At 64.2% G+C, this 17051-nt stretch carries 17 protein-coding genes, 1 tRNA gene and 1 pseudogene; 15 read left to right on the top strand and 4 right to left on the bottom strand.

Going from position 1 to position 17051, the window contains the following annotated elements:
• Positions 1–86: 86 nt before the first annotated feature.
• The gene (locus ACFLEY_RS26260) at positions 87–803 is read left to right on the top strand and encodes a cation transporter (protein ID WP_039184614.1); all 717 of its coding nucleotides are present in this window, start codon (positions 87–89) and stop codon (positions 801–803) included.
• A gap of 181 nt (positions 804–984) precedes the next feature.
• On the opposite strand, the gene pepT is transcribed toward ACFLEY_RS26260, so the two are convergent.
• A complete protein-coding gene (gene pepT, locus ACFLEY_RS26255) occupies positions 985–2235 on the bottom strand; it encodes a peptidase T (RefSeq protein WP_060912430.1) in 1251 nt (416 codons plus the stop codon).
• A gap of 104 nt (positions 2236–2339) precedes the next feature.
• Positions 2340–2639, bottom strand: coding sequence for an HU family DNA-binding protein (locus tag ACFLEY_RS26250; protein ID WP_011087690.1), 300 nt, complete (start codon positions 2637–2639; stop codon positions 2340–2342).
• A 233-nt stretch (positions 2640–2872) separates the two neighbouring features.
• Here ACFLEY_RS26250 and ACFLEY_RS26245 point away from each other — a divergent pair.
• Positions 2873–2949 (top strand) — tRNA-Asp (locus ACFLEY_RS26245).
• Positions 2950–3168: 219 nt separating this feature from the next.
• The gene (locus ACFLEY_RS26240; protein ID WP_249162793.1) at positions 3169–3714 is read left to right on the top strand and encodes an FkbM family methyltransferase; all 546 of its coding nucleotides are present in this window, start codon (positions 3169–3171) and stop codon (positions 3712–3714) included.
• On the opposite strand, the pseudogene ACFLEY_RS26235 reads toward ACFLEY_RS26240, so the two are convergent.
• A pseudogene (locus ACFLEY_RS26235) lies at positions 3653–4090 on the bottom strand (Rieske 2Fe-2S domain-containing protein); the annotation flags it as partial. The gene ACFLEY_RS26240 and the pseudogene ACFLEY_RS26235 overlap by 62 nt on opposite strands.
• Positions 4091–4306: 216 nt before the next feature.
• Between ACFLEY_RS26235 and ACFLEY_RS26230 the strand changes: the two are divergent.
• Both ACFLEY_RS26230 and ACFLEY_RS26225 read left to right on the top strand, forming a co-directional pair.
• The gene (locus tag ACFLEY_RS26230) at positions 4307–4816 is read left to right on the top strand and encodes a MarR family winged helix-turn-helix transcriptional regulator (RefSeq protein WP_060912428.1); all 510 of its coding nucleotides are present in this window, start codon (positions 4307–4309) and stop codon (positions 4814–4816) included.
• Between the two features lie 177 nt (positions 4817–4993).
• On the top strand, positions 4994–7249 hold the full coding sequence (locus tag ACFLEY_RS26225; RefSeq protein WP_211433449.1) for a TonB-dependent siderophore receptor: 2256 nt from the start codon (positions 4994–4996) through the stop codon (positions 7247–7249).
• 344 nt (positions 7250–7593) lie between these two features.
• On the opposite strand, the gene ACFLEY_RS26220 is transcribed toward ACFLEY_RS26225, so the two are convergent.
• Complete coding sequence (locus ACFLEY_RS26220) at positions 7594–7788, bottom strand: hypothetical protein (protein ID WP_038966298.1); 195 nt, start codon at positions 7786–7788, stop codon at positions 7594–7596.
• Positions 7789–7952: 164 nt separating this feature from the next.
• Here ACFLEY_RS26220 and ACFLEY_RS26215 point away from each other — a divergent pair, with 164 nt between their 5' ends.
• From ACFLEY_RS26215 to nuoH, 10 genes are read left to right on the top strand one after another with little or no spacing between them, the layout of a single operon-like run.
• Positions 7953–8318: an NADH-quinone oxidoreductase subunit A gene (locus ACFLEY_RS26215; RefSeq protein WP_008136158.1), complete on the top strand. Its 366-nt coding sequence runs from the start codon at positions 7953–7955 to the stop codon at positions 8316–8318.
• Positions 8315–8896: an NADH-quinone oxidoreductase subunit B family protein gene (locus tag ACFLEY_RS26210; protein WP_370140497.1), complete on the top strand. Its 582-nt coding sequence runs from the start codon at positions 8315–8317 to the stop codon at positions 8894–8896. The genes ACFLEY_RS26215 and ACFLEY_RS26210 overlap by 4 nt, the downstream gene beginning before the upstream one ends.
• A gap of 11 nt (positions 8897–8907) precedes the next feature.
• Positions 8908–9519: an NADH-quinone oxidoreductase subunit C gene (locus ACFLEY_RS26205; RefSeq protein WP_060912426.1), complete on the top strand. Its 612-nt coding sequence runs from the start codon at positions 8908–8910 to the stop codon at positions 9517–9519.
• 2 nt (positions 9520–9521) lie between these two features.
• Positions 9522–10718 (top strand): NADH-quinone oxidoreductase subunit D, encoded by a 1197-nt coding sequence (locus ACFLEY_RS26200; protein WP_011087682.1) that lies wholly within the window; start codon positions 9522–9524, stop codon positions 10716–10718.
• On the top strand, positions 10718–11710 hold the full coding sequence (locus tag ACFLEY_RS26195) for an FkbM family methyltransferase (RefSeq protein WP_060912425.1): 993 nt from the start codon (positions 10718–10720) through the stop codon (positions 11708–11710). Before ACFLEY_RS26200 ends, ACFLEY_RS26195 begins: the two co-directional genes overlap by 1 nt.
• Positions 11711–11720: 10 nt before the next feature.
• Positions 11721–12332 (top strand): NADH-quinone oxidoreductase subunit NuoE, encoded by a 612-nt coding sequence (gene nuoE, locus ACFLEY_RS26190; protein WP_011087680.1) that lies wholly within the window; start codon positions 11721–11723, stop codon positions 12330–12332.
• Entirely contained in the window at positions 12332–12538 is a 207-nt protein-coding gene (locus ACFLEY_RS26185; protein ID WP_011087679.1) for a hypothetical protein, read from the top strand. Before nuoE ends, ACFLEY_RS26185 begins: the two co-directional genes overlap by 1 nt.
• A 15-nt stretch (positions 12539–12553) precedes the next feature.
• Positions 12554–13879, top strand: coding sequence for an NADH-quinone oxidoreductase subunit NuoF (gene nuoF, locus ACFLEY_RS26180; RefSeq protein ID WP_011087678.1), 1326 nt, complete (start codon positions 12554–12556; stop codon positions 13877–13879).
• A 5-nt stretch (positions 13880–13884) separates the two neighbouring features.
• Positions 13885–15960 (top strand): NADH-quinone oxidoreductase subunit NuoG, encoded by a 2076-nt coding sequence (nuoG, locus tag ACFLEY_RS26175; RefSeq protein WP_060912424.1) that lies wholly within the window; start codon positions 13885–13887, stop codon positions 15958–15960.
• Between the two features lie 10 nt (positions 15961–15970).
• Positions 15971–17038, top strand: a complete 1068-nt coding sequence (nuoH, locus tag ACFLEY_RS26170) for an NADH-quinone oxidoreductase subunit NuoH (RefSeq protein ID WP_074076914.1) — start codon at positions 15971–15973, stop codon at positions 17036–17038.
• Positions 17039–17051 lie beyond the last annotated feature (13 nt).

The following is a 17051-nucleotide window of genomic DNA, read 5'->3' as shown; positions in this document are numbered from 1 at the left end:
GAGGTCGAGGCAATTGTGGAACCGCGCCTGGAAGATCGCCATCGTTACAGGCGCATGGTAAAATGGGACGCCGGAGGGAGCCTGGAATGCCTGAAGAGTCCTGCTGCTCACACGACGCGTGCTGCGAGAAGGCCGCCAAACCCCGGATGGAGGAGGTCGCCACGTCGGGCTGCGCCGACTGCTGCTCGGCAGGCGTTCCGGTCTTCGACGGGCTTGATCCACGATACAAGCGCATATTGTGGACCGTCATCGCCATCAACGCGGCGATGTTCGTGAGCGAAATGGTGGCGGGCCACTTGGCCGGCTCGCAGGCTCTCAAGGCCGATGCTCTCGACTTCCTGGCCGATACAGTCACCTACGGCTTGAGCCTTTCGGTCATCGGCGCGAGCCTCAAGACACGGGCCACCGCCGCACTGTTCAAGGGGTTGTCGCTCAGTGCGATGGCAGCCTGGGTGTTCGGATCAACGGTCTATCAGACCCTGATCCTGGGGCTTCCTCGCGCGGAGCTGATGGGAGCGATGAGCCTGGCCGCGCTGGCGGCGAATCTGACCTCGGTTCTCCTGCTCGCGCGCTACAAGGACGGCGACGCCAACGTGCGGTCGGTATGGCTCTGCTCGCGCAATGACGCGGTCGGCAACGTCATTGTGATGATTGCTGCCGTTGGCGTATTCGGTACCGGAACGGCATGGCCTGATCTCGCTGTTGCCGCCGTGATGGCGGGAATTTTCCTCACCTCATCTTTGCAGATCCTGCGGCAAGCGTGGGCGGAGTATCGCGGCGGCCAAGCTGCTGCGACCGCCTGAGGGGCAGGCTGGTCCCGGGCGCAATCGAGACGCGAAAAGGCCCCAGCCCGGGGCTGACCGGCTGAGGCCTTTGTGCTCACAATCTTCGTCCTTGGGACTTGGATCGCCAGCGCGCCCCGCGCCGGCTCGTTCCCTAGGGCTTGGAATTATTTTGCGCCCGTTGCCGAGATTAGCCGCGCGCCTACGCCTTCTCCTCCCAGATCATGGCGAGGTGCACGATCGTCTGCACCGCCTTTTCCATGTCCTGCCGGCTGACCCATTCCAGGCGCGAGTGGAACGCGTGCTCGCCCGCGAAGATGTTGGGGCAGGGCAGGCCCATGAAGGACAGGCGCGAGCCGTCGGTGCCGCCGCGGATCGCGGTGCGCATCGGGCGCAGGCCGGCGCGGCGGATCGCCTCGATGGCGTATTCGAGGATGTGCGGGTGACGGTCGATCACCTGCTTCATGTTGCGGTACTGCTCCTTGACCTCGAACTTGTAGGTCGAGCGCGGATAGTCCTTCATCACGTCCTTGACGATGTTCTCGAGCAGGACCTCCTTCTCCTTCAGCCCTTCCTCGGTGAAGTCGCGCACGATGAAGGAGAGCGTCGCCTGCTCCAGCGCACCGTCGATGCCGATCGGATGCAGGAAGCCCTGCTTGCCTGACGTCGTCTCGGGCGAGCAGCCTTCCTTCGGGAGTCGCTCGACGATGGCGGCTGCGATCTTGATCGCGTGCTCCATCTTGCCCTTGGCATAGCCCGGATGGGCGCTGACGCCGTTGATGGTGATGGTGGCGCCGTCGGCCGAGAAGGTCTCGTCCTCGACGGAGCCCGCGGTCTCGCCATCCATGGTGTAGCCGAAATCGGCGCCGAGCTTCTTGATGTCGACATTGTCGACGCCGCGGCCGATTTCCTCGTCCGGCGTGAACAGGATCTTGAGGGTGCCGTGCTTCGCATCGGGGTTGTTGATGAAGAAATGCGCGGCATCCATGATCTCGGCGACGCCGGCCTTGTTGTCGGCGCCCAGCAGCGTGGTGCCGTCGGTGGTGATGATGTCGTTGCCGATCTGGTTCTTCAGCGCGGGATGCTCGGCGAAGCGGATCACCTGGCTGGTATCGCCCGGCAGGGTGATGTCGCCGCCGCGATAGTTCTTCACGACCTGCGGTTTCACGTCCTTGCCGGTGACGTCGGGCGAGGTGTCCATGTGCGAGCAGAAGCAGATCACCGGCACCTTCTTGTCGGTGTTGGCCGGGATCGTTGCGTAAACGTAGCCGTATTCGTCGAGATGGGCGTCGGCGACGCCCATGGCCTTCAGCTCGGTGACGAGGACGCGGCCGAGGTCTTTCTGCTTCTCGGTCGAGGGCGAGCTGGGGGATTCCGGATCGGACTGGGTGTCGATGGTGACGTAGCGCAGGAAGCGCTCGGTCACGGTATGCGTGAAGATGAGTGAGGACATTTCTGGTCAAACCGCCGGGGGTCAGGGGGAGCAGGCGGTATATCAGAAAAGCGGGCCACGTTGCGGCCGGAACGAGCTTCGATCAGGCTTAACGAACAGTCACCTCAGATCGCCTCTTTCAGTTCCTTGACCGGGCGGAAGGCGACCTTCTTGCTGGCCTTGATGTGGATGGGCTCGCCGGTGGCGGGATTGCGGCCGGTGCGGGCCGCGCGCTTGCGGACCTGGAGGATGCCCAGCCCCACGATCCGGACGCGGTCGCCCTTCTTCAGGTGCTTGGCGATCAGCTCGACCATGTCGGTGAGGACGGCCTCGGCGTGCTTCTTCGACAGGTCCTGGCTTTCCGCGATGTCGGCGGCGAGGTGCTTGAGGGTGATGGTGGCGGGAGCGGCTGCCTTCTTCGCCATGTCTGGCCTCCTCGGTTCTTGCCGGTGGCTGGGAGACCGCCCCCGGACCCCGCAGGTTCCCGGAGGCGTAGACGATTCGGGACCGGACTGACTACGCCGCCCGGCGCGGCCGGGTCACGTTCCTGCGCGCCACCGGCGGATATCCGCTCCTTCAGGCTGTGGATGCAACGTCCTTGACTTCACCAAGCCCGGCCTTTAAGTCCCCCCTCGTTCCGCGGACATCTGTGCGCCACGCGGGAGTAGCTCAGTTGGTTAGAGCGCCGGCCTGTCACGCCGGAGGTCGCGGGTTCGAGCCCCGTCTCTCGCGCCATTTTATGGCGGAAATCAATAACTTAATCGCTGAATAGAAACCCTCCCTGGCAAACCGCCAGCGGAGCAAAGCGCGTATGCGACGATCGGCGAGCGGGTGGTCGTTATTTTCGATTTTTTCGTGTTTCCGATCTTGCCCGCAACAAGCGGTGTGCAACACATTGTGCAACCCGCCAGACCGCCGACGACCGGTCAAACCGCTCTCATTCGGATCAATCCAATGCAGGCAGCCGATTTCAGCGCAACGCTGCAAAATTTGTTCGCCAAGGGCGTGCGGTACGGGGCCGTGATCGACCTTGGCTGTGCCGATGGGCATTTCGTTCTTAACCACCTGTCACGGCTCGGTGGTGCGGTGCCGCTCAACATTGATGCCAACCGGATCTATGAGAACTCCCTGAAGGCCATCAAGGAGGTGCTTGGCGGGCACTATCGGATCTGCGCCATCACCGACCATGAGGGTGAGATTGAGATCACCGAGTCGGTGCATCCCTACTGGTCGTCCGTGCGCCCGGCGGGCGATCTCTACTGGGCGCGGCTCAACGACCTGATCAAGAGCAAGGTCAAGGTGCCGGCGACGACACTCGATGCGCTGGTCAAGGAACTGTCGCTCGAGCCGCCGTTCCTGCTCAAGCTCGACGTGCAGGGCGCCGAAAAGGCCGCGCTGAAGGGCGCGCGTTACGTGCTCGAAGATTGCAGCGTCGTCGTGCGAAGATCAGTCCGTAGCGCTCTTCGACCGGGTACCAGGGCTGGCGCACCTTGTCCTTGAACTGGCCGCCGTCGGGCTCGCAGGGCTGCTCCAGGCAGTGGCCCTCGGTGTCGAACTTCCAGCCGTGATAGCAGCAGCGGATTCCGTCCTCCTCGACCTTGCCATAATAGAGCGTGGTGCCGCGATGGCAGCATCGCGCGTGCAAGAGGCCGGCGCGGCCATGCTTGTCGCGGAATAGCACCAGATCCTCGCCCAGCGCCCGCACCTTCTTCGGGGTGTCGGTGGCATCACCGATCAGCCCGACCGGGTGCCAGTAGCGGCGGAGCAGTTCGCCCATTGGCGTGCCGCGCACGACCGAGGTTAGCTCGGTGCGCGTCTGCGCCGGTTTCATCGCATAGGCCGTGCCGAGATCGCGATCCCGCTGGGTGATCGTCATGCTGGTCCTCCCGCTGTGGGCCGTGCTGGCCAGGCCTTTTTTGTGCCTTTGTCGCAGCGAAAAATAATTCGATGACAATGTCAACGATCTTCCAAGTGCCGCTTGGTCGCATTCGGATGAGGTAGGAGGCGGCCTGCCTCAAGCTTGGGACTTGAGCCCGGCACTTGCTTCGGACTTGGACTTGGCAGGTCACCGCTTTCTTGGCACAGGTGAACGATGAACCAGACACCGAGGGATGGGTGGACGACGCCCGAGGCGGGCGAGAGCGAGGCGGCGCCGATCACCGTGATGCTGTCGTCGCGGCTGATGGTGCTGGCCAATCTGCTCAAGCGCGGCGCCATCCTGCGCTACAAGCGCCTCGCTGGATTGTCCTCGGTCGAGTTCGGTCTGGTCGCCTCGCTCGGCCGGCGGCCGCCGATGAGCGTCGCGCGGCTCGCCGAAGCGGTCGGCCAGGACAAGGGACAGATCAGCCGCGCGCTTGCGGAACTCGTCGCGCGCAAGCTGATCGCGAAATCGGCCAACCCGAAGGACAGTCGCGAGGTGCTGGTCTCGCTCACCGCGGCGGGTCTCGCCGCGCATGACGTGATCGTCGAAGGCGCGCAGGACCGCAATCGGCGCCTGCTTGAATCGCTGAGCGAAGCCGAGTTCGACACGCTGCTGCGCCAGGTCGATCAGCTCACGGCGATTGCCGCCGAGATGCTCGAGGCCGAAAAAAATTCGCGCTGATGTCTCGGCAATCCCTGGAAATGTTGGATCGCTTCTAAGAGTCTCTCTAAGAAGTTTTCAATTAGGGAAATCGCGCACCCTCACATAAGCGTCACTGCAAACGCATGCCGTGTCGGGACACGACGGCATGACGCATCGAACATGCAGCTTTGGGGTGGCGCGTTGAACAGTCTTGGAATGCTGCGGTCGGCCGTGTTGGCGACCGCATCCGCTTGGGTCTTGGTGCCGCAGGCATCGCTTGCACAATCGTCTATGCAGAGTGGCGCTCAGAACCTGCCGTCGGTGACCGTCACGGCGCCGGAGGCGCGCCGCCGCGCACCCGCGTCGGCCGTGCGTAGCGCACCGCGGCGGTCAGTGCAGGCAGCGAATAGAAGCAAACCGCAGCCGCAGCGCAACGCCGGCTTCGTCGAGACGCCGCGCGGCCCCGTGCGCGGCTACGTCGCCGGCCGCAGTGCGTCAGGCACCAAAACCGACACGCCGATCATGGAGACGCCGCAGTCGGTGTCCGTCATCAGTGCGGAGCAGATCCGCGACCAGAAGGCGAACAAGCTCGACGAGGTGCTGCGCTACACCGCCGGCGTGCGGGCAGGGACCTTCGGCGCGGATACGCGCAACGATTGGTGGCTGATCCGCGGCTTCAAGTCCGACGACGTCGGGCTGTTCCTCGACGGCATGCAGCTGTTCTACACGTCCTATGCGAGCTGGAAGCTCCAGACGCCGAACATGGAGCGCGTCGAGGTGCTGCGCGGCCCGTCAGCGGTGCTCTACGGCGGATCGAGCCCGAGCGGCATCGTCAACGTCATCAGCAAGCTGCCGCCGGCCGAGCCGATCCGCTATGTCGAGACCGGCGTCAACAATTTCGGCAACGCCTATGTCGGCTTCGATGTCGGCGGGCCGGTCGCGACGCAAGCGCAGAACGGCAAGCTGTTCTACCGCGTCGTCGGCCAGGTCCAGAACGGCCCGACGCAGGTCAATTTCATGCCCGACAACAACTACTTCATCGCACCGTCCGTGACCTGGAAGCCGGATGCCGACACGACGTTTACGGTGCTGGCATCCGCTTCCCGGCAGGAAACCCGCGGCATCAACTTCCTGCCCTATGTCGGGACGGTCACCAATGCCTCGTTCGGCAAGATCCCGACCAGCTTCTTTGCCGGCGATCCCAGCGTCGACAAGTTCACGCGCGAGCAGGAGATGCTCGGCTACCAGTTCGAGCGCAATCTCACCGACGATCTGACATTCCGGCAGAATGCGCGGTTTGCCCATGTCGACGTGACCTATCGTGGCTATGTCGGCAACGACTACGGCAATCAGGCAACCGCCACGCTCAACCGCTACAATTGGTATGCGAAGAACACCGCCAACCAGGGCGATCTCGACAACCAGCTCGAATATCGCTTCGACACCGGTCCGGTGAAGCACACGATGCTGTTCGGGGTCGACCTGAAGGGTTATCAGATCGATGACTATCAGGCCTTCGGGTTCGGCGTGTCCTCGATCAACATCTTCAATCCGGTCTACGGTCAGGCGGAAACCCCGTTGCCGACCACGCCGTTCCGCAACTTCCAGATCACGCAGAAGCAGGCCGGCACCTACATCCAGGACCAGATGAAGCTCGGCAATTTTACGCTGGTCTTGAGCGGCCGCAATGATTGGGTCGCGACGACGCAAGACGCCCGCGACACGGGGGCTACGGTCAGCAGCCGCGATGACAGCAGGTTCAGCGGGCGCGCCGGCCTGATCTACAATTTCGACAACGGCATCGCGCCCTACGTCTCCTATTCGACGAGCTACAATCCGATCATCGGCCTCAACGCACAGAACCAGCTGTTCCTGCCGGAGACCGGCAAGCAGGCCGAAATCGGTGTGAAGATCGCGCCGAAGGGCTTTGACGGCTATTTCACCGTATCTGCCTTCGATCTGGTCCGTCAAAATGTGGCGACGACACTGCCGGGCAGTGTTCCGGTCTTGCAGAACCAGACCGGCGAGGTGACCTCGCGTGGCATCGAGCTCGAAGCGGTAGCGAACGCCACCAAGGAGCTGAAGCTGATCGGCGCCTTCACGGCTTATCACCTGTTCAACAGCAAGGATCTCGATCCGTCGTTGGTCGGCAAGACGCCGACCAACACGCCGGAGCTGCTGGTGTCGGGCTGGGCGGACTACACCTTTAGGGACGGACCGCTCGAGGGCTTCGGCTTCGGCGGCGGCGTGCGCTACATCGGCTCCTCCTGGGCCGACACCGCCAACACGCTTGAAGTTCCCGCGGTCGTGCTCGGCGACCTCGCGCTCCACTACGAATGGCAGAACTGGCGCACGGCACTCAACGTGATCAACCTGACCGACAAGATCTATGTCGCGAGCTGTGCCTCGGCCACGTCGTGCTTCTACGGCGATCGCCGGCGCGTGACCGCCAGCGTCTCCTACAAGTGGTGAGGGCGGGCGAGCGCACGGCATGTTGACGCTGCACATATCGAGGTTCCGACCGGCCTGAGCTCGACCATGCCCTTGTTCTGCTGACCGGACGACCGCTGATCTTCCAGCGGGAGATCGATGAGCTCCCGGGCTATGCCCCCCGGCCCGGAGCTCATGCGAGCGCGGCGCGTGCGACGGTCCTGCAAGTCGCCGACGCCGCGCTCGCGGTCGATCCGAGGCGGGGTCTGCGCCGACGCATTCGCCAGACGAGCCCCGGTCCCGTCGCGATGCATGGCTCGTCCGACCATCCGCGCCTGATACGTGTCCTTGCTGCACCTGTCCTCTTGCCGCCGCGGCCGCCAACACTATGTCGCCTGGGTGACGGTAAGGGCCTCCGCGACGGTCATTGCCTGGGTCCGGGTGCGCTGCCGCACGGAAAACCCGGGCATTTTGACCGGATGCCATGCGGCCCGCGCTGCCTTGGTCTGTGCACCGCAATCTCGGTACGGCCGCTGCACAAAACTGCGGTCGCCCTTGCTGGGCTTGGCGATCTGCTCCATACCAGCCGCGGGGTGATTCCGGGATTTTCTCCGTTCTGGGGGCGGCAAAGGGCCTAAAAAGAGCGTGTCTTGCGCCCATTGGTGCACTGCGCTAAGGCTCAGAATAATTCCAAATCGGGACGAATCCGCGGCTCCCCCGACGTCGCGGGAAAAAGGGCTCGCCAATGAGCGGCATTCTACAGAACTATCTTCCACTCGTCGTCTTCATAGGGGTAGCGGGCCTCATCGGCCTCGTGCTGCTGATCGCGCCTTTCATCGTGGCGTTCCAGCAGCCGGACCCCGAAAAGCTGTCGGCGTATGAGTGCGGTTTCAACGCCTTCGACGACGCCCGCATGAAATTCGACGTCCGCTTCTACCTGGTCGCCATCCTCTTCATCATCTTCGATCTCGAGGTGGCGTTCCTGTTTCCTTGGGCGGTGGCGTTCGGCAAGCTTGGCGCGACCGGCTTCTGGTCCATGGTGGTGTTCCTCGCCGTGCTGACGGTCGGGTTCGCCTATGAATGGAAGAAAGGGGCACTGGAATGGGATTGAACCCAGCACCGTCCACAGGTCCGGTTCTCGCGCCGGCCCCCAAGGGCATTCTGGATCCGTCGACCGGCAAGCCGGTCGGGGCCAACGATCCGTTCTTCCTTGAGGTCAATTCGGAGCTGTCCGACAAGGGTTTCTTCGTCGCCGCGACCGACGACCTCATCACCTGGGCGCGCACCGGCTCGCTGATGTGGATGACCTTCGGTCTCGCCTGCTGCGCGGTCGAGATGATGCAGGTGTCGATGCCGCGCTACGACGTCGAGCGTTTCGGCTTCGCGCCGCGTGCCTCGCCGCGGCAGTCCGACGTGATGATCGTCGCGGGCACGCTCACCAACAAGATGGCGCCGGCGCTGCGCAAGGTCTACGACCAGATGCCCGAGCCGCGCTACGTCATCTCGATGGGGTCGTGCGCCAATGGCGGCGGCTACTATCACTATTCCTATTCGGTCGTGCGCGGCTGTGACCGCATCGTGCCGATCGACATCTATGTGCCGGGCTGCCCGCCCACGGCGGAAGCGCTGCTCTACGGCGTGCTGCTGCTTCAGAAGAAGATCCGGCGCACCGGCACCATCGAACGCTAAGGTTTTACGTCATGGACGATGGCAAGCTCGACGCCCTTGGGCAAACGATCGTTAGCGCGCTTCCGGGCGCGGCTACTGGTCATTCGGTGGCCTTCAACCAGCTCACGGTGGATGTCGAGGCCGCCAGGATCGTCGAGGTGGTCAAGTACCTCCGCGACGACCCGAACTGCCGCTTCGTCAACTTCACCGACATCACGGCGGTGGACTACCCGTCGCGCGAGAAGCGTTTCGACGTCGTCTACCATCTGATGTCGCCGACCCTGAACGCGCGGATCCGGCTCAAGGCCCAGGCCGACGAGACCACGCAGGTGCCGTCGCTGATCGACGTGTTCCCCGGCGCCGACTGGTTCGAGCGCGAGGCCTACGACCTCTATGGCGTGTTCTTCGTCGGCCATCCCGACATGCGCCGCATCCTCACCGACTACGGTTTCGAGGGCCATCCGCTGCGCAAGGACTTTCCGACCACCGGCTTCGTTGAGGTCCGCTACGACGACCAGGAGAAGCGGGTGGTGTACGAGCCTGTCAGGCTCAACCAGGAATTCCGCAAGTTCGATTTCCTCTCGCCGTGGGAAGGGGCGGACTATCCGCTTCCCGGTGACGAGAAGGCGGGACCGAAGGCCTGATCATGAACGAGCAACCTGAAAATCTCCGCAACTTCACCATCAACTTTGGGCCGCAGCATCCGGCGGCCCACGGTGTGTTGCGACTCGTGCTCGAATTGGACGGCGAAATCGTCGCCCGCGTCGACCCGCATATCGGCCTGCTTCACCGCGGCACCGAGAAGCTGATCGAGCAGAAGACCTATCTCCAGGCGATCCCTTATTTCGACCGCCTCGATTACGTCGCGCCGATGAACCAGGAGCACGCCTTCTGCCTCGCCGCGGAAAAGCTGCTCGGCATCGAGGTGCCGCGCCGCGGCCAGCTGATCCGCGTGCTCTATTGCGAGATCGGCCGCATCCTGTCGCATCTGCTCAATGTCACCACGCAGGCGATGGACGTCGGCGCGCTGACCCCGCCGCTGTGGGGGTTCGAAGAGCGCGAGAAGCTGATGGTGTTCTACGAGCGCGCCTCGGGCAGCCGCATGCATGCGGCCTTCTTCCGCGTCGGCGGCGTGCATCAGGACCTGCCGCAGAAGCTGGTCGACGACATCGAGGCCTGGTGCGATCCGTTCCTCAAGGTAGTGGACGACCTCGACCGCCTGCTCACCGCCAACCGCATCTTCAAGCAGCGCAATGTCGATATCGGCGTGGTGCCGCTCAAGGAAGCCTGGGAGTGGGGTTTCTCGGGCGTGATGGTGCGCGGCTCCGGCGCGGCCTGGGACCTGCGCAAGTCGCAGCCCTATGAGTGCTACGCCGAGATGGATTTCGACATTCCGATCGGCAAGAACGGCGACTGCTACGACCGCTACCTGATCCGCATGGAAGAGATGCGCCAGTCCGTGCGCATCATGAGGCAGTGCATCCAGAAGCTGAACGCGCCTGAGGGCAAGGGCCCCGTCGTCGTCGAGGACAACAAGGTCGCGCCGCCGCGCCGTGGCGAGATGAAGCGCTCGATGGAAGCGCTGATCCATCACTTCAAGCTCTACACCGAAGGCGTTCACGTGCCGGCCGGCGAGGTCTATGCCGCGGTCGAGGCGCCCAAGGGCGAGTTCGGCGTCTATCTCGTCGCCGACGGCACCAACAAGCCCTACAAGTGCAAGATCCGCGCGCCGGGCTTCGCCCATCTCCAGGCGATGGATCACATCTGCCGCGGCCATCTGCTCGCCGACGTCTCGGCGATCCTGGGTTCGCTCGACATCGTGTTCGGAGAGGTCGATCGGTGATGGCGCAGGCGCCAATCCAGTTTGACCGCGCCTCGGGGGCCCTTGAAGGGGCCAACCTGTGGGAGCGGGCGGCTGCCTTGGCGCTGGTGACGGGCTCGAAGATCTCGTCGCACTTCTCGCATAAGGGCTATATCGCCTGCGCGAACCTGCTGCGGAAAACGCTGCCCGAGCGCAATATCGCGATCAAGCTCAATCCCGACGCCGTGTTCGAGTTCCCGTATGGCGACGGCTATTGGAGCAAGCTGCTCAACCGTTCCTATATCTATGAGGACGAGCTGGAGCTCCTGTTCGGCGACTCCATCGACGTCGACTACACGCTGCTCGATTGCGGCGCCAATTACGGCTACTGGTCGGTGCTGGTCTCGAGCAGGCCGTTCGGCTCGCACAAGGCGATCGCGATCGAGCCGTCGGGCCAGAACTATCCGAAGCTTGCCAACAACGCCCGCATCAACGGTGGCCGCTTCGAAACCATGAAATGCGCGATCGGCGCTGCCCGCGGTACCGCGCGGCTGTCCGGCACGAAGCACGAAGCCTTCAGCATCGCCGGCGATCCGTCGGCGGGTGGCGAGGACGTGCCCGTGATTGCGCTCGACAATCTGATCGACGACGGCAAGGTCGAGGCCAGCGGCAAGTACCTGATCAAGCTCGACGTCGAGGGTGTCGAGATCGAGGCGATCAAGGGCGGCGCCCGGCTGCTTGAGACCGACAGCGTCATCATGTGCGAGGAGCACGGCAGCGACCGCAGCCACGCGGTGTCGCGCTTTATCCTCGAACAGACCCCGCTGACGCTGATCGTGTTCGATCCGCGCAGCAACCGGATGGAGACCGTGAAGGAGCTGTCGATCCTCGACCGCATCAAGGTCTCGACCCACGTCGGCTACAACGTTTTCGGCACCGCAAGCGCATTCTGGCAGGACAGGATCGATGCCCTGAATGCCAAGCCCCTGAATGCCAAGACCCTGAGTGCCAACACCGCGCGCCGCATGCAGTGAGAGATAAGAGATGTCCGTCCGCCGATTAGCACCGAAGGAAGTCCAGCCCGCGAGCTTTGCGTTCACGGAGGAGAACCTTGCTTTCGCCAAGCAGCAGATCGCGAAATATCCGGCCGGGCGCCAGGCCTCCGCGGTCATCGCGATCCTCTGGCGCGCGCAGGAGCAGCACGACGGCTGGGTGTCGGAAGCCGCCATCCGCGTCATCGCCGACATGCTCGACATGCCCTATATTCGCGTGCTCGAGGTCGCGACCTTCTACACGATGTTCCAGCTCGCCCCCGTCGGCAAGAAGGCCCACGTCCAGGTCTGCGGCACCACGCCATGCCGCCTGCGCGGCGCCGAGGACCTGATCCACGTCTGTGAGCACCGCATCCATCACGAGCCCTTCCATCTCTCCAAGGACGGCAATTTCAGCTGGGAAGAGGTCGAGTGTCTCGGCGCCTGCGTGAATGCACCGATGGTGCTGATCGGCAAGGACACCTATGAGGACCTGACCAAGGAGAGCTTTGGCAAGGTGCTCGACGGCTTTGCCTCCGGCAATCCGCCGAAGCCCGGTCCGCAGAACGGCCGCCAGTTCTCGGCGCCGATCACCGGGCCGACCACGCTGAAGGAGATCACCTGATGCGTGATCTCTCGTCGCCGGCAGTGGAGGGGAGCGGTGCCATGAAGAAGTGGGGCTTCATCGCGATGCATGCCGCCGTCGCGGCCATTTTCATCTTCCTGCTGCAGCGTTTCAGCCTGAACGCGTCGCTGGAATCCAGCCTGCTCTGGGCGCTGACCTTCGCCGTCTGCGCCGCCGGACTTGCCTACAAGCAGTCCAATCGTTGATCGGAAAGCACTGATATGCTCGAGGACAAGGACCGCATCTTCAAGAACCTCTACGGCCTCCATGACTGGGGGCTCGAGGGTGCGCGGCGCCGCGGCGCCTGGGATGGTACGAAGAACATCATCGACAAGGGCCGCGACTGGATCATCAACGAGATGAAGGCCTCGGGCCTGCGCGGCCGCGGCGGCGCCGGCTTCCCGACCGGCCTGAAATGGTCCTTCATGCCGAAGGAATCGACCGACGGCCGGCCGAGCTATCTCGTCGTCAACGCCGACGAATCCGAGCCCGGCACCTGCAAGGATCGCGAGATCATGCGGCACGACCCGCATCTCCTGATCGAGGGCTGCCTGATCGCCAGCTGCGCAATGAACGCGCATGCCTGCTACATCTATGTCCGCGGCGAGTTCATCCGCGAACGCGAGCACCTCCAGGCCGCGATCGACCAGGCCTATGAGGCCAAGCTGGTCGGCAAGGACAACGTCAACGGCTGGCCGTTCGACATCTACGTCGCGCACGGCGCCGGCGCCTATATCTGCGGCGAGGAGACCGCGCTGCTCGAAAGCCTCGAGGGCAAGAAGGGCCAGCCGCGGCTGAAGCCGCCGTTCCCGGCGAATGTCGGCCTGTTCGGCTGCCCGACCACCGTCAACAACGTCGAGTCGATCGCGGTGGCGCCGGATATCCTGCGCCGTGGCGCGGCGTGGTTCGCCGGCATCGGCCGTCCGAACAATGTCGGCACCAAGCTGTTCTGCATCTCCGGCCATGTCGAGCGGCCCTGCAACGTCGAAGAAGCCATGGGCATTCCGTTCCGCGAGCTGATCGAGAAGCATTGCGGCGGTATCCGCGGCGGCTGGGACAATCTCAAGGCCGTGATCCCCGGCGGCTCGTCGGTGCGCATGGTGCCGGCCGAGCAGATCATCGACACGCCGATGGATTTCGACAGCCTGAGCAAGCTGCGCTCGGGTCTCGGCACCGCGGCCGTGATCGTTATGGACAAGTCCACCGATTTGATCCGCGCCATCGCCCGCATCTCGTACTTTTACAAGCACGAGAGCTGCGGCCAGTGCACGCCGTGCCGCGAGGGCACGGGGTGGATGTGGCGCGTCCTGACCCGCATGGCCGAAGGCCGCGCCCACAAGCGCGAGATCGACATGCTGCTGGAGGTCACCAAGCAGGTGGAAGGCCACACCATCTGCGCGCTCGGCGACGCAGCCGCCTGGCCGATCCAGGGCCTGATCGCGCATTTCCGTCATGAGATCGAAGCGCGCATCGATCAGTATTCGCATAAGTCCGACATCGACGATATCGGCGTCCGCGATCCCGTGAACATGGTCGCGGCGGAGTAAGAGACATGACCAAGCTCATCATCGACGGCAAAGAGATCGATGTTCCGGCCGAGTACACGCTGCTTCAGGCGTGCGAGGCGGCTGGCGCCGAGATTCCGCGCTTCTGCTATCACGAGCGGCTGTCGATCGCCGGCAATTGCCGGATGTGCTTCGTCGAAGTGAAGGGCGGCCCGAAGCCGGTCGCGAGCTGCGCCTGGGGCGTGCGCGATTGCCGTCCGGGCCCCAAGGGCGAGCCGCCGGAAATCTCCACCCGTTCGCCGATGGTGAAGAAGGCGCGCGAAGGCGTGATGGAATTCCTTCTCATCAACCATCCGCTGGACTGCCCGATCTGCGACCAGGGCGGCGAGTGCGACCTGCAGGACCAGGCGATGGGCTATGGTGTCGACACCAGCCGCTTCGCCGAGAACAAGCGCGCCGTCGAGGACAAATATCTCGGCGCGCTGGTCAAGACCTCGATGAACCGCTGCATCCAGTGCACGCGCTGCGTCCGCTTCTCGGCGGAAGTCGCCGGCGCGCCTGAGATGGGCGCCACCGGCCGCGGCGAGGACATGGAGATCACGACTTATCTCCAGCACGCGCTGACGTCCGAATTGCAGGGTAACCTCGTCGACATCTGCCCGGTCGGCGCGCTGACCTCGAAGCCCTATGCCTTTGCGGCCCGTCCGTGGGAGCTCGGCAAGACGCAGTCGATCGACGTCATGGACGGTGTCGGATCGGCGATCCGCGTCGACACCCGCGGCCGCGAGGTGATGCGCGTGCTGCCGCGCATCAACGAGGCCGTGAACGAGGAGTGGATCTCCGACAAGACCCGGCACGTCGTCGACGGCCTGCGCACCCAGCGCCTCGACCGGCCCTATATCCGCGAAGCCGGCAAGCTGCGCGCGGCGAGCTGGCCCGAGGCCTTTGCCGCGATCGCTGCGAAAGCGGCGCGCAGCGACGGCAAGCGCATCGGCGCGATCGCCGGCGACCTCGCCGGCGTCGAGGAGATGTTCGCGCTGAAGGACCTGCTCGCCAAATACGGCTCGCGCAACCTCGCGGTGCAGGGCGGCGACGCCTTCGATCCCGCGCTCGGCCGCGGCTCCTACATTTTCAATCCGACGCTTGTCGGTGTCGAGCAGGCGGATGCGCTGCTCATCATCGGCGCCAATCCGCGCAAGGAGGCGGCCGTGTTCAACGCCCGCATCCGCAAGCGCTGGCGCTCCGGCGGCTTCAAGGTCGGCGTGATCGGCGCCAAGGCCGACCTGACCTATGACTACGACCATCTCGGCGCAGGCACCGAGACGCTCGGCGAGCTCGCGGCCGGCAAGCACTCCTTCATGGATGTGCTGAAGAACGCCAAGAACCCGATCATCCTGGTCGGCGCGGGCGCAGCCTCGCGTCACGACGGTGCCGCCATTCTGTCCGCCGCCGCCAAGCTCGCGATGGATGTCGGCGCGGTCAAGGACGGCTGGAACGGTTTCGGCGTCCTGCACGAGACCGCCTCGCGCGTCGGCGCGCTCGACATCGGCTTCTCCGCCACCGCCGGTGGCCTGAACGCCGCGCAGATGACGACCTTCGGCACGCTCGACCTGCTGTTCCTGCTCGGCGCCGACGAGATCAAGGCGCCGGACGGCACCTTCGTCGTCTATATCGGCACCCATGGCGACCGCGGCGCGCACCGCGCCGACGTGATCCTGCCGGCAGCCGCCTACACCGAGAAGTCCGCGATCTACGTCAACACCGAAGGCCGTGTGCAGATGACCGGCCGCGCCGCGTTCCCGCCGGGCGAAGCCCGCGAGGACTGGGCGATCGTCCGCGCGCTGTCGGAAGCGCTCGGCAAGAAGCTGGGCTACGACTCGCTTGCCGCGCTGCGCCAGGCGATCTTCAAGGCGGTGCCGCATCTGATCCGGCTCGACCAGATCGAGGCGGGCAGCGCCGACCAGATCAAGAAGCTGGCGGGCAAGGGCGGTTCGCCCGAGAAGGCGCCGTTCAAGCCCCTGGTCGACGACTTCTATTTGACCAACCCAATCGCGCGTGCGTCCGCCGTGATGGCGGAGTGCTCGCGGCTTGCCTCCGGGCAGATGCTGACCGCAGCGGAGTGAGCGTGATCTGATGGAATTCTTCGAAAGCGCATTCTGGACCGGTTTCCTCTGGCCGCTGATCATCATGGTCGCGGAGAGCGTCTTGGTGCTCGTCGTCCTGCTGGTCGCGATCGCCTATATCCTGCTTGCCGACCGCAAGATCTGGGCGGCGGTGCAGATCCGCCGCGGCCCGAACGTGGTCGGCCCCTGGGGCCTGCTGCAGTCCTTCGCCGACCTTCTGAAGTTCGTGCTGAAGGAGCCGATCATCCCGGCAGGCGCCAACAAGGGCGTGTTTCTCCTTGCTCCCTTGGTCTCATGCGTGCTCGCGCTTGCCGCCTGGGCGGTGATCCCGACCAATCTCGGCTGGGTGATCTCCGACATCAATGTCGGCATCCTCTTCATCTTCGCGATCTCGTCGCTGTCGATCTACGGCATCATCATGGCCGGCTGGTCGTCGAACTCGAAGTATCCGTTTCTGGCCGCGCTGCGCTCGGCCGCGCAGATGGTGTCCTACGAGGTCTCGATCGGCTTCGTCATCATCACGGTGCTGCTCTGCGCCGGCACGCTGAACCTGTCGGCCGTGGTCGAGGCCCAGCATGTCCGCGGCCTCGCCAGCCTGATCGGGCTGCCGCAGCTCACCATCCTGAACTGGTACGTCTGGCCGCTGTTCCCGATGTTCGTGGTGTTCTACGTCTCGGCGCTGGCGGAAACCAACCGTCCGCCGTTCGACCTCGTCGAAGCCGAATCCGAGCTCGTCGCCGGCTTCATGGTCGAGTACGGCTCGACGCCGTATTTGCTGTTCATGCTCGGCGAGTACGTCGCGATCGTCACGATGTGCGCGATGGCGACGATCCTGTTCCTCGGAGGCTGGCTGCCGCCGGTGGACCTGCCGCCCTTCAACTGGGTGCCGGGGATCATCTGGTTCTCGCTCAAAGTCTTCTTCATGTTCTTCCTGTTCGCGATGGCGAAGGCGATCGTGCCCCGCTACCGCTACGATCAACTGATGCGCCTCGGCTGGAAGGTGTTCCTGCCGCTGTCGCTGGCGATGGTGATCGTGGTGGCCGGTGTGCTGCACTTCGCCGGCATCGCGCCGAAGTGAGGGCCGTCATGGG

The sequence above is a fragment of the Bradyrhizobium sp. YCK136 genome (genome assembly GCF_044570075.1).
In the GTDB taxonomy this organism is placed as follows: domain Bacteria; phylum Pseudomonadota; class Alphaproteobacteria; order Rhizobiales; family Xanthobacteraceae; genus Bradyrhizobium; species Bradyrhizobium diazoefficiens.
Note: the sequence above shows the minus strand (reverse complement) of the source record. Positions and strands in the feature narration are given on the sequence as shown.

Bases quoted from the DNA above. Each gene is read 5' to 3' on its own strand.
- ACFLEY_RS26250 (WP_011087690.1), bottom strand. From the start codon at position 2,639: ATGGCGAAGAAGGCAGCCGCTCCCGCCACCATCACCCTCAAGCACCTC.
- ACFLEY_RS26240 (WP_249162793.1), top strand. From the start codon at position 3,169: ATGCAGGCAGCCGATTTCAGCGCAACGCTGCAAAATTTGTTCGCCAAG.
- ACFLEY_RS26260 (WP_039184614.1), top strand. From the start codon at position 87: ATGCCTGAAGAGTCCTGCTGCTCACACGACGCGTGCTGCGAGAAGGCC.
- ACFLEY_RS26185 (WP_011087679.1), top strand. From the start codon at position 12,332: ATGCGTGATCTCTCGTCGCCGGCAGTGGAGGGGAGCGGTGCCATGAAG.
- ACFLEY_RS26230 (WP_060912428.1), top strand. From the start codon at position 4,307: ATGAACCAGACACCGAGGGATGGGTGGACGACGCCCGAGGCGGGCGAG.
- ACFLEY_RS26200 (WP_011087682.1), top strand. From the start codon at position 9,522: ATGAACGAGCAACCTGAAAATCTCCGCAACTTCACCATCAACTTTGGG.
- nuoH (WP_074076914.1), top strand. From the start codon at position 15,971: ATGGAATTCTTCGAAAGCGCATTCTGGACCGGTTTCCTCTGGCCGCTG.
- ACFLEY_RS26220 (WP_038966298.1), bottom strand. From the start codon at position 7,788: ATGGAGCAGATCGCCAAGCCCAGCAAGGGCGACCGCAGTTTTGTGCAG.
- ACFLEY_RS26225 (WP_211433449.1), top strand. From the start codon at position 4,994: ATGCTGCGGTCGGCCGTGTTGGCGACCGCATCCGCTTGGGTCTTGGTG.
- nuoG (WP_060912424.1), top strand. From the start codon at position 13,885: ATGACCAAGCTCATCATCGACGGCAAAGAGATCGATGTTCCGGCCGAG.
- nuoE (WP_011087680.1), top strand. From the start codon at position 11,721: ATGTCCGTCCGCCGATTAGCACCGAAGGAAGTCCAGCCCGCGAGCTTT.
- ACFLEY_RS26195 (WP_060912425.1), top strand. From the start codon at position 10,718: ATGGCGCAGGCGCCAATCCAGTTTGACCGCGCCTCGGGGGCCCTTGAA.
- nuoF (WP_011087678.1), top strand. From the start codon at position 12,554: ATGCTCGAGGACAAGGACCGCATCTTCAAGAACCTCTACGGCCTCCAT.
- ACFLEY_RS26215 (WP_008136158.1), top strand. From the start codon at position 7,953: ATGAGCGGCATTCTACAGAACTATCTTCCACTCGTCGTCTTCATAGGG.
- ACFLEY_RS26205 (WP_060912426.1), top strand. From the start codon at position 8,908: ATGGACGATGGCAAGCTCGACGCCCTTGGGCAAACGATCGTTAGCGCG.
- pepT (WP_060912430.1), bottom strand. From the start codon at position 2,235: ATGTCCTCACTCATCTTCACGCATACCGTGACCGAGCGCTTCCTGCGC.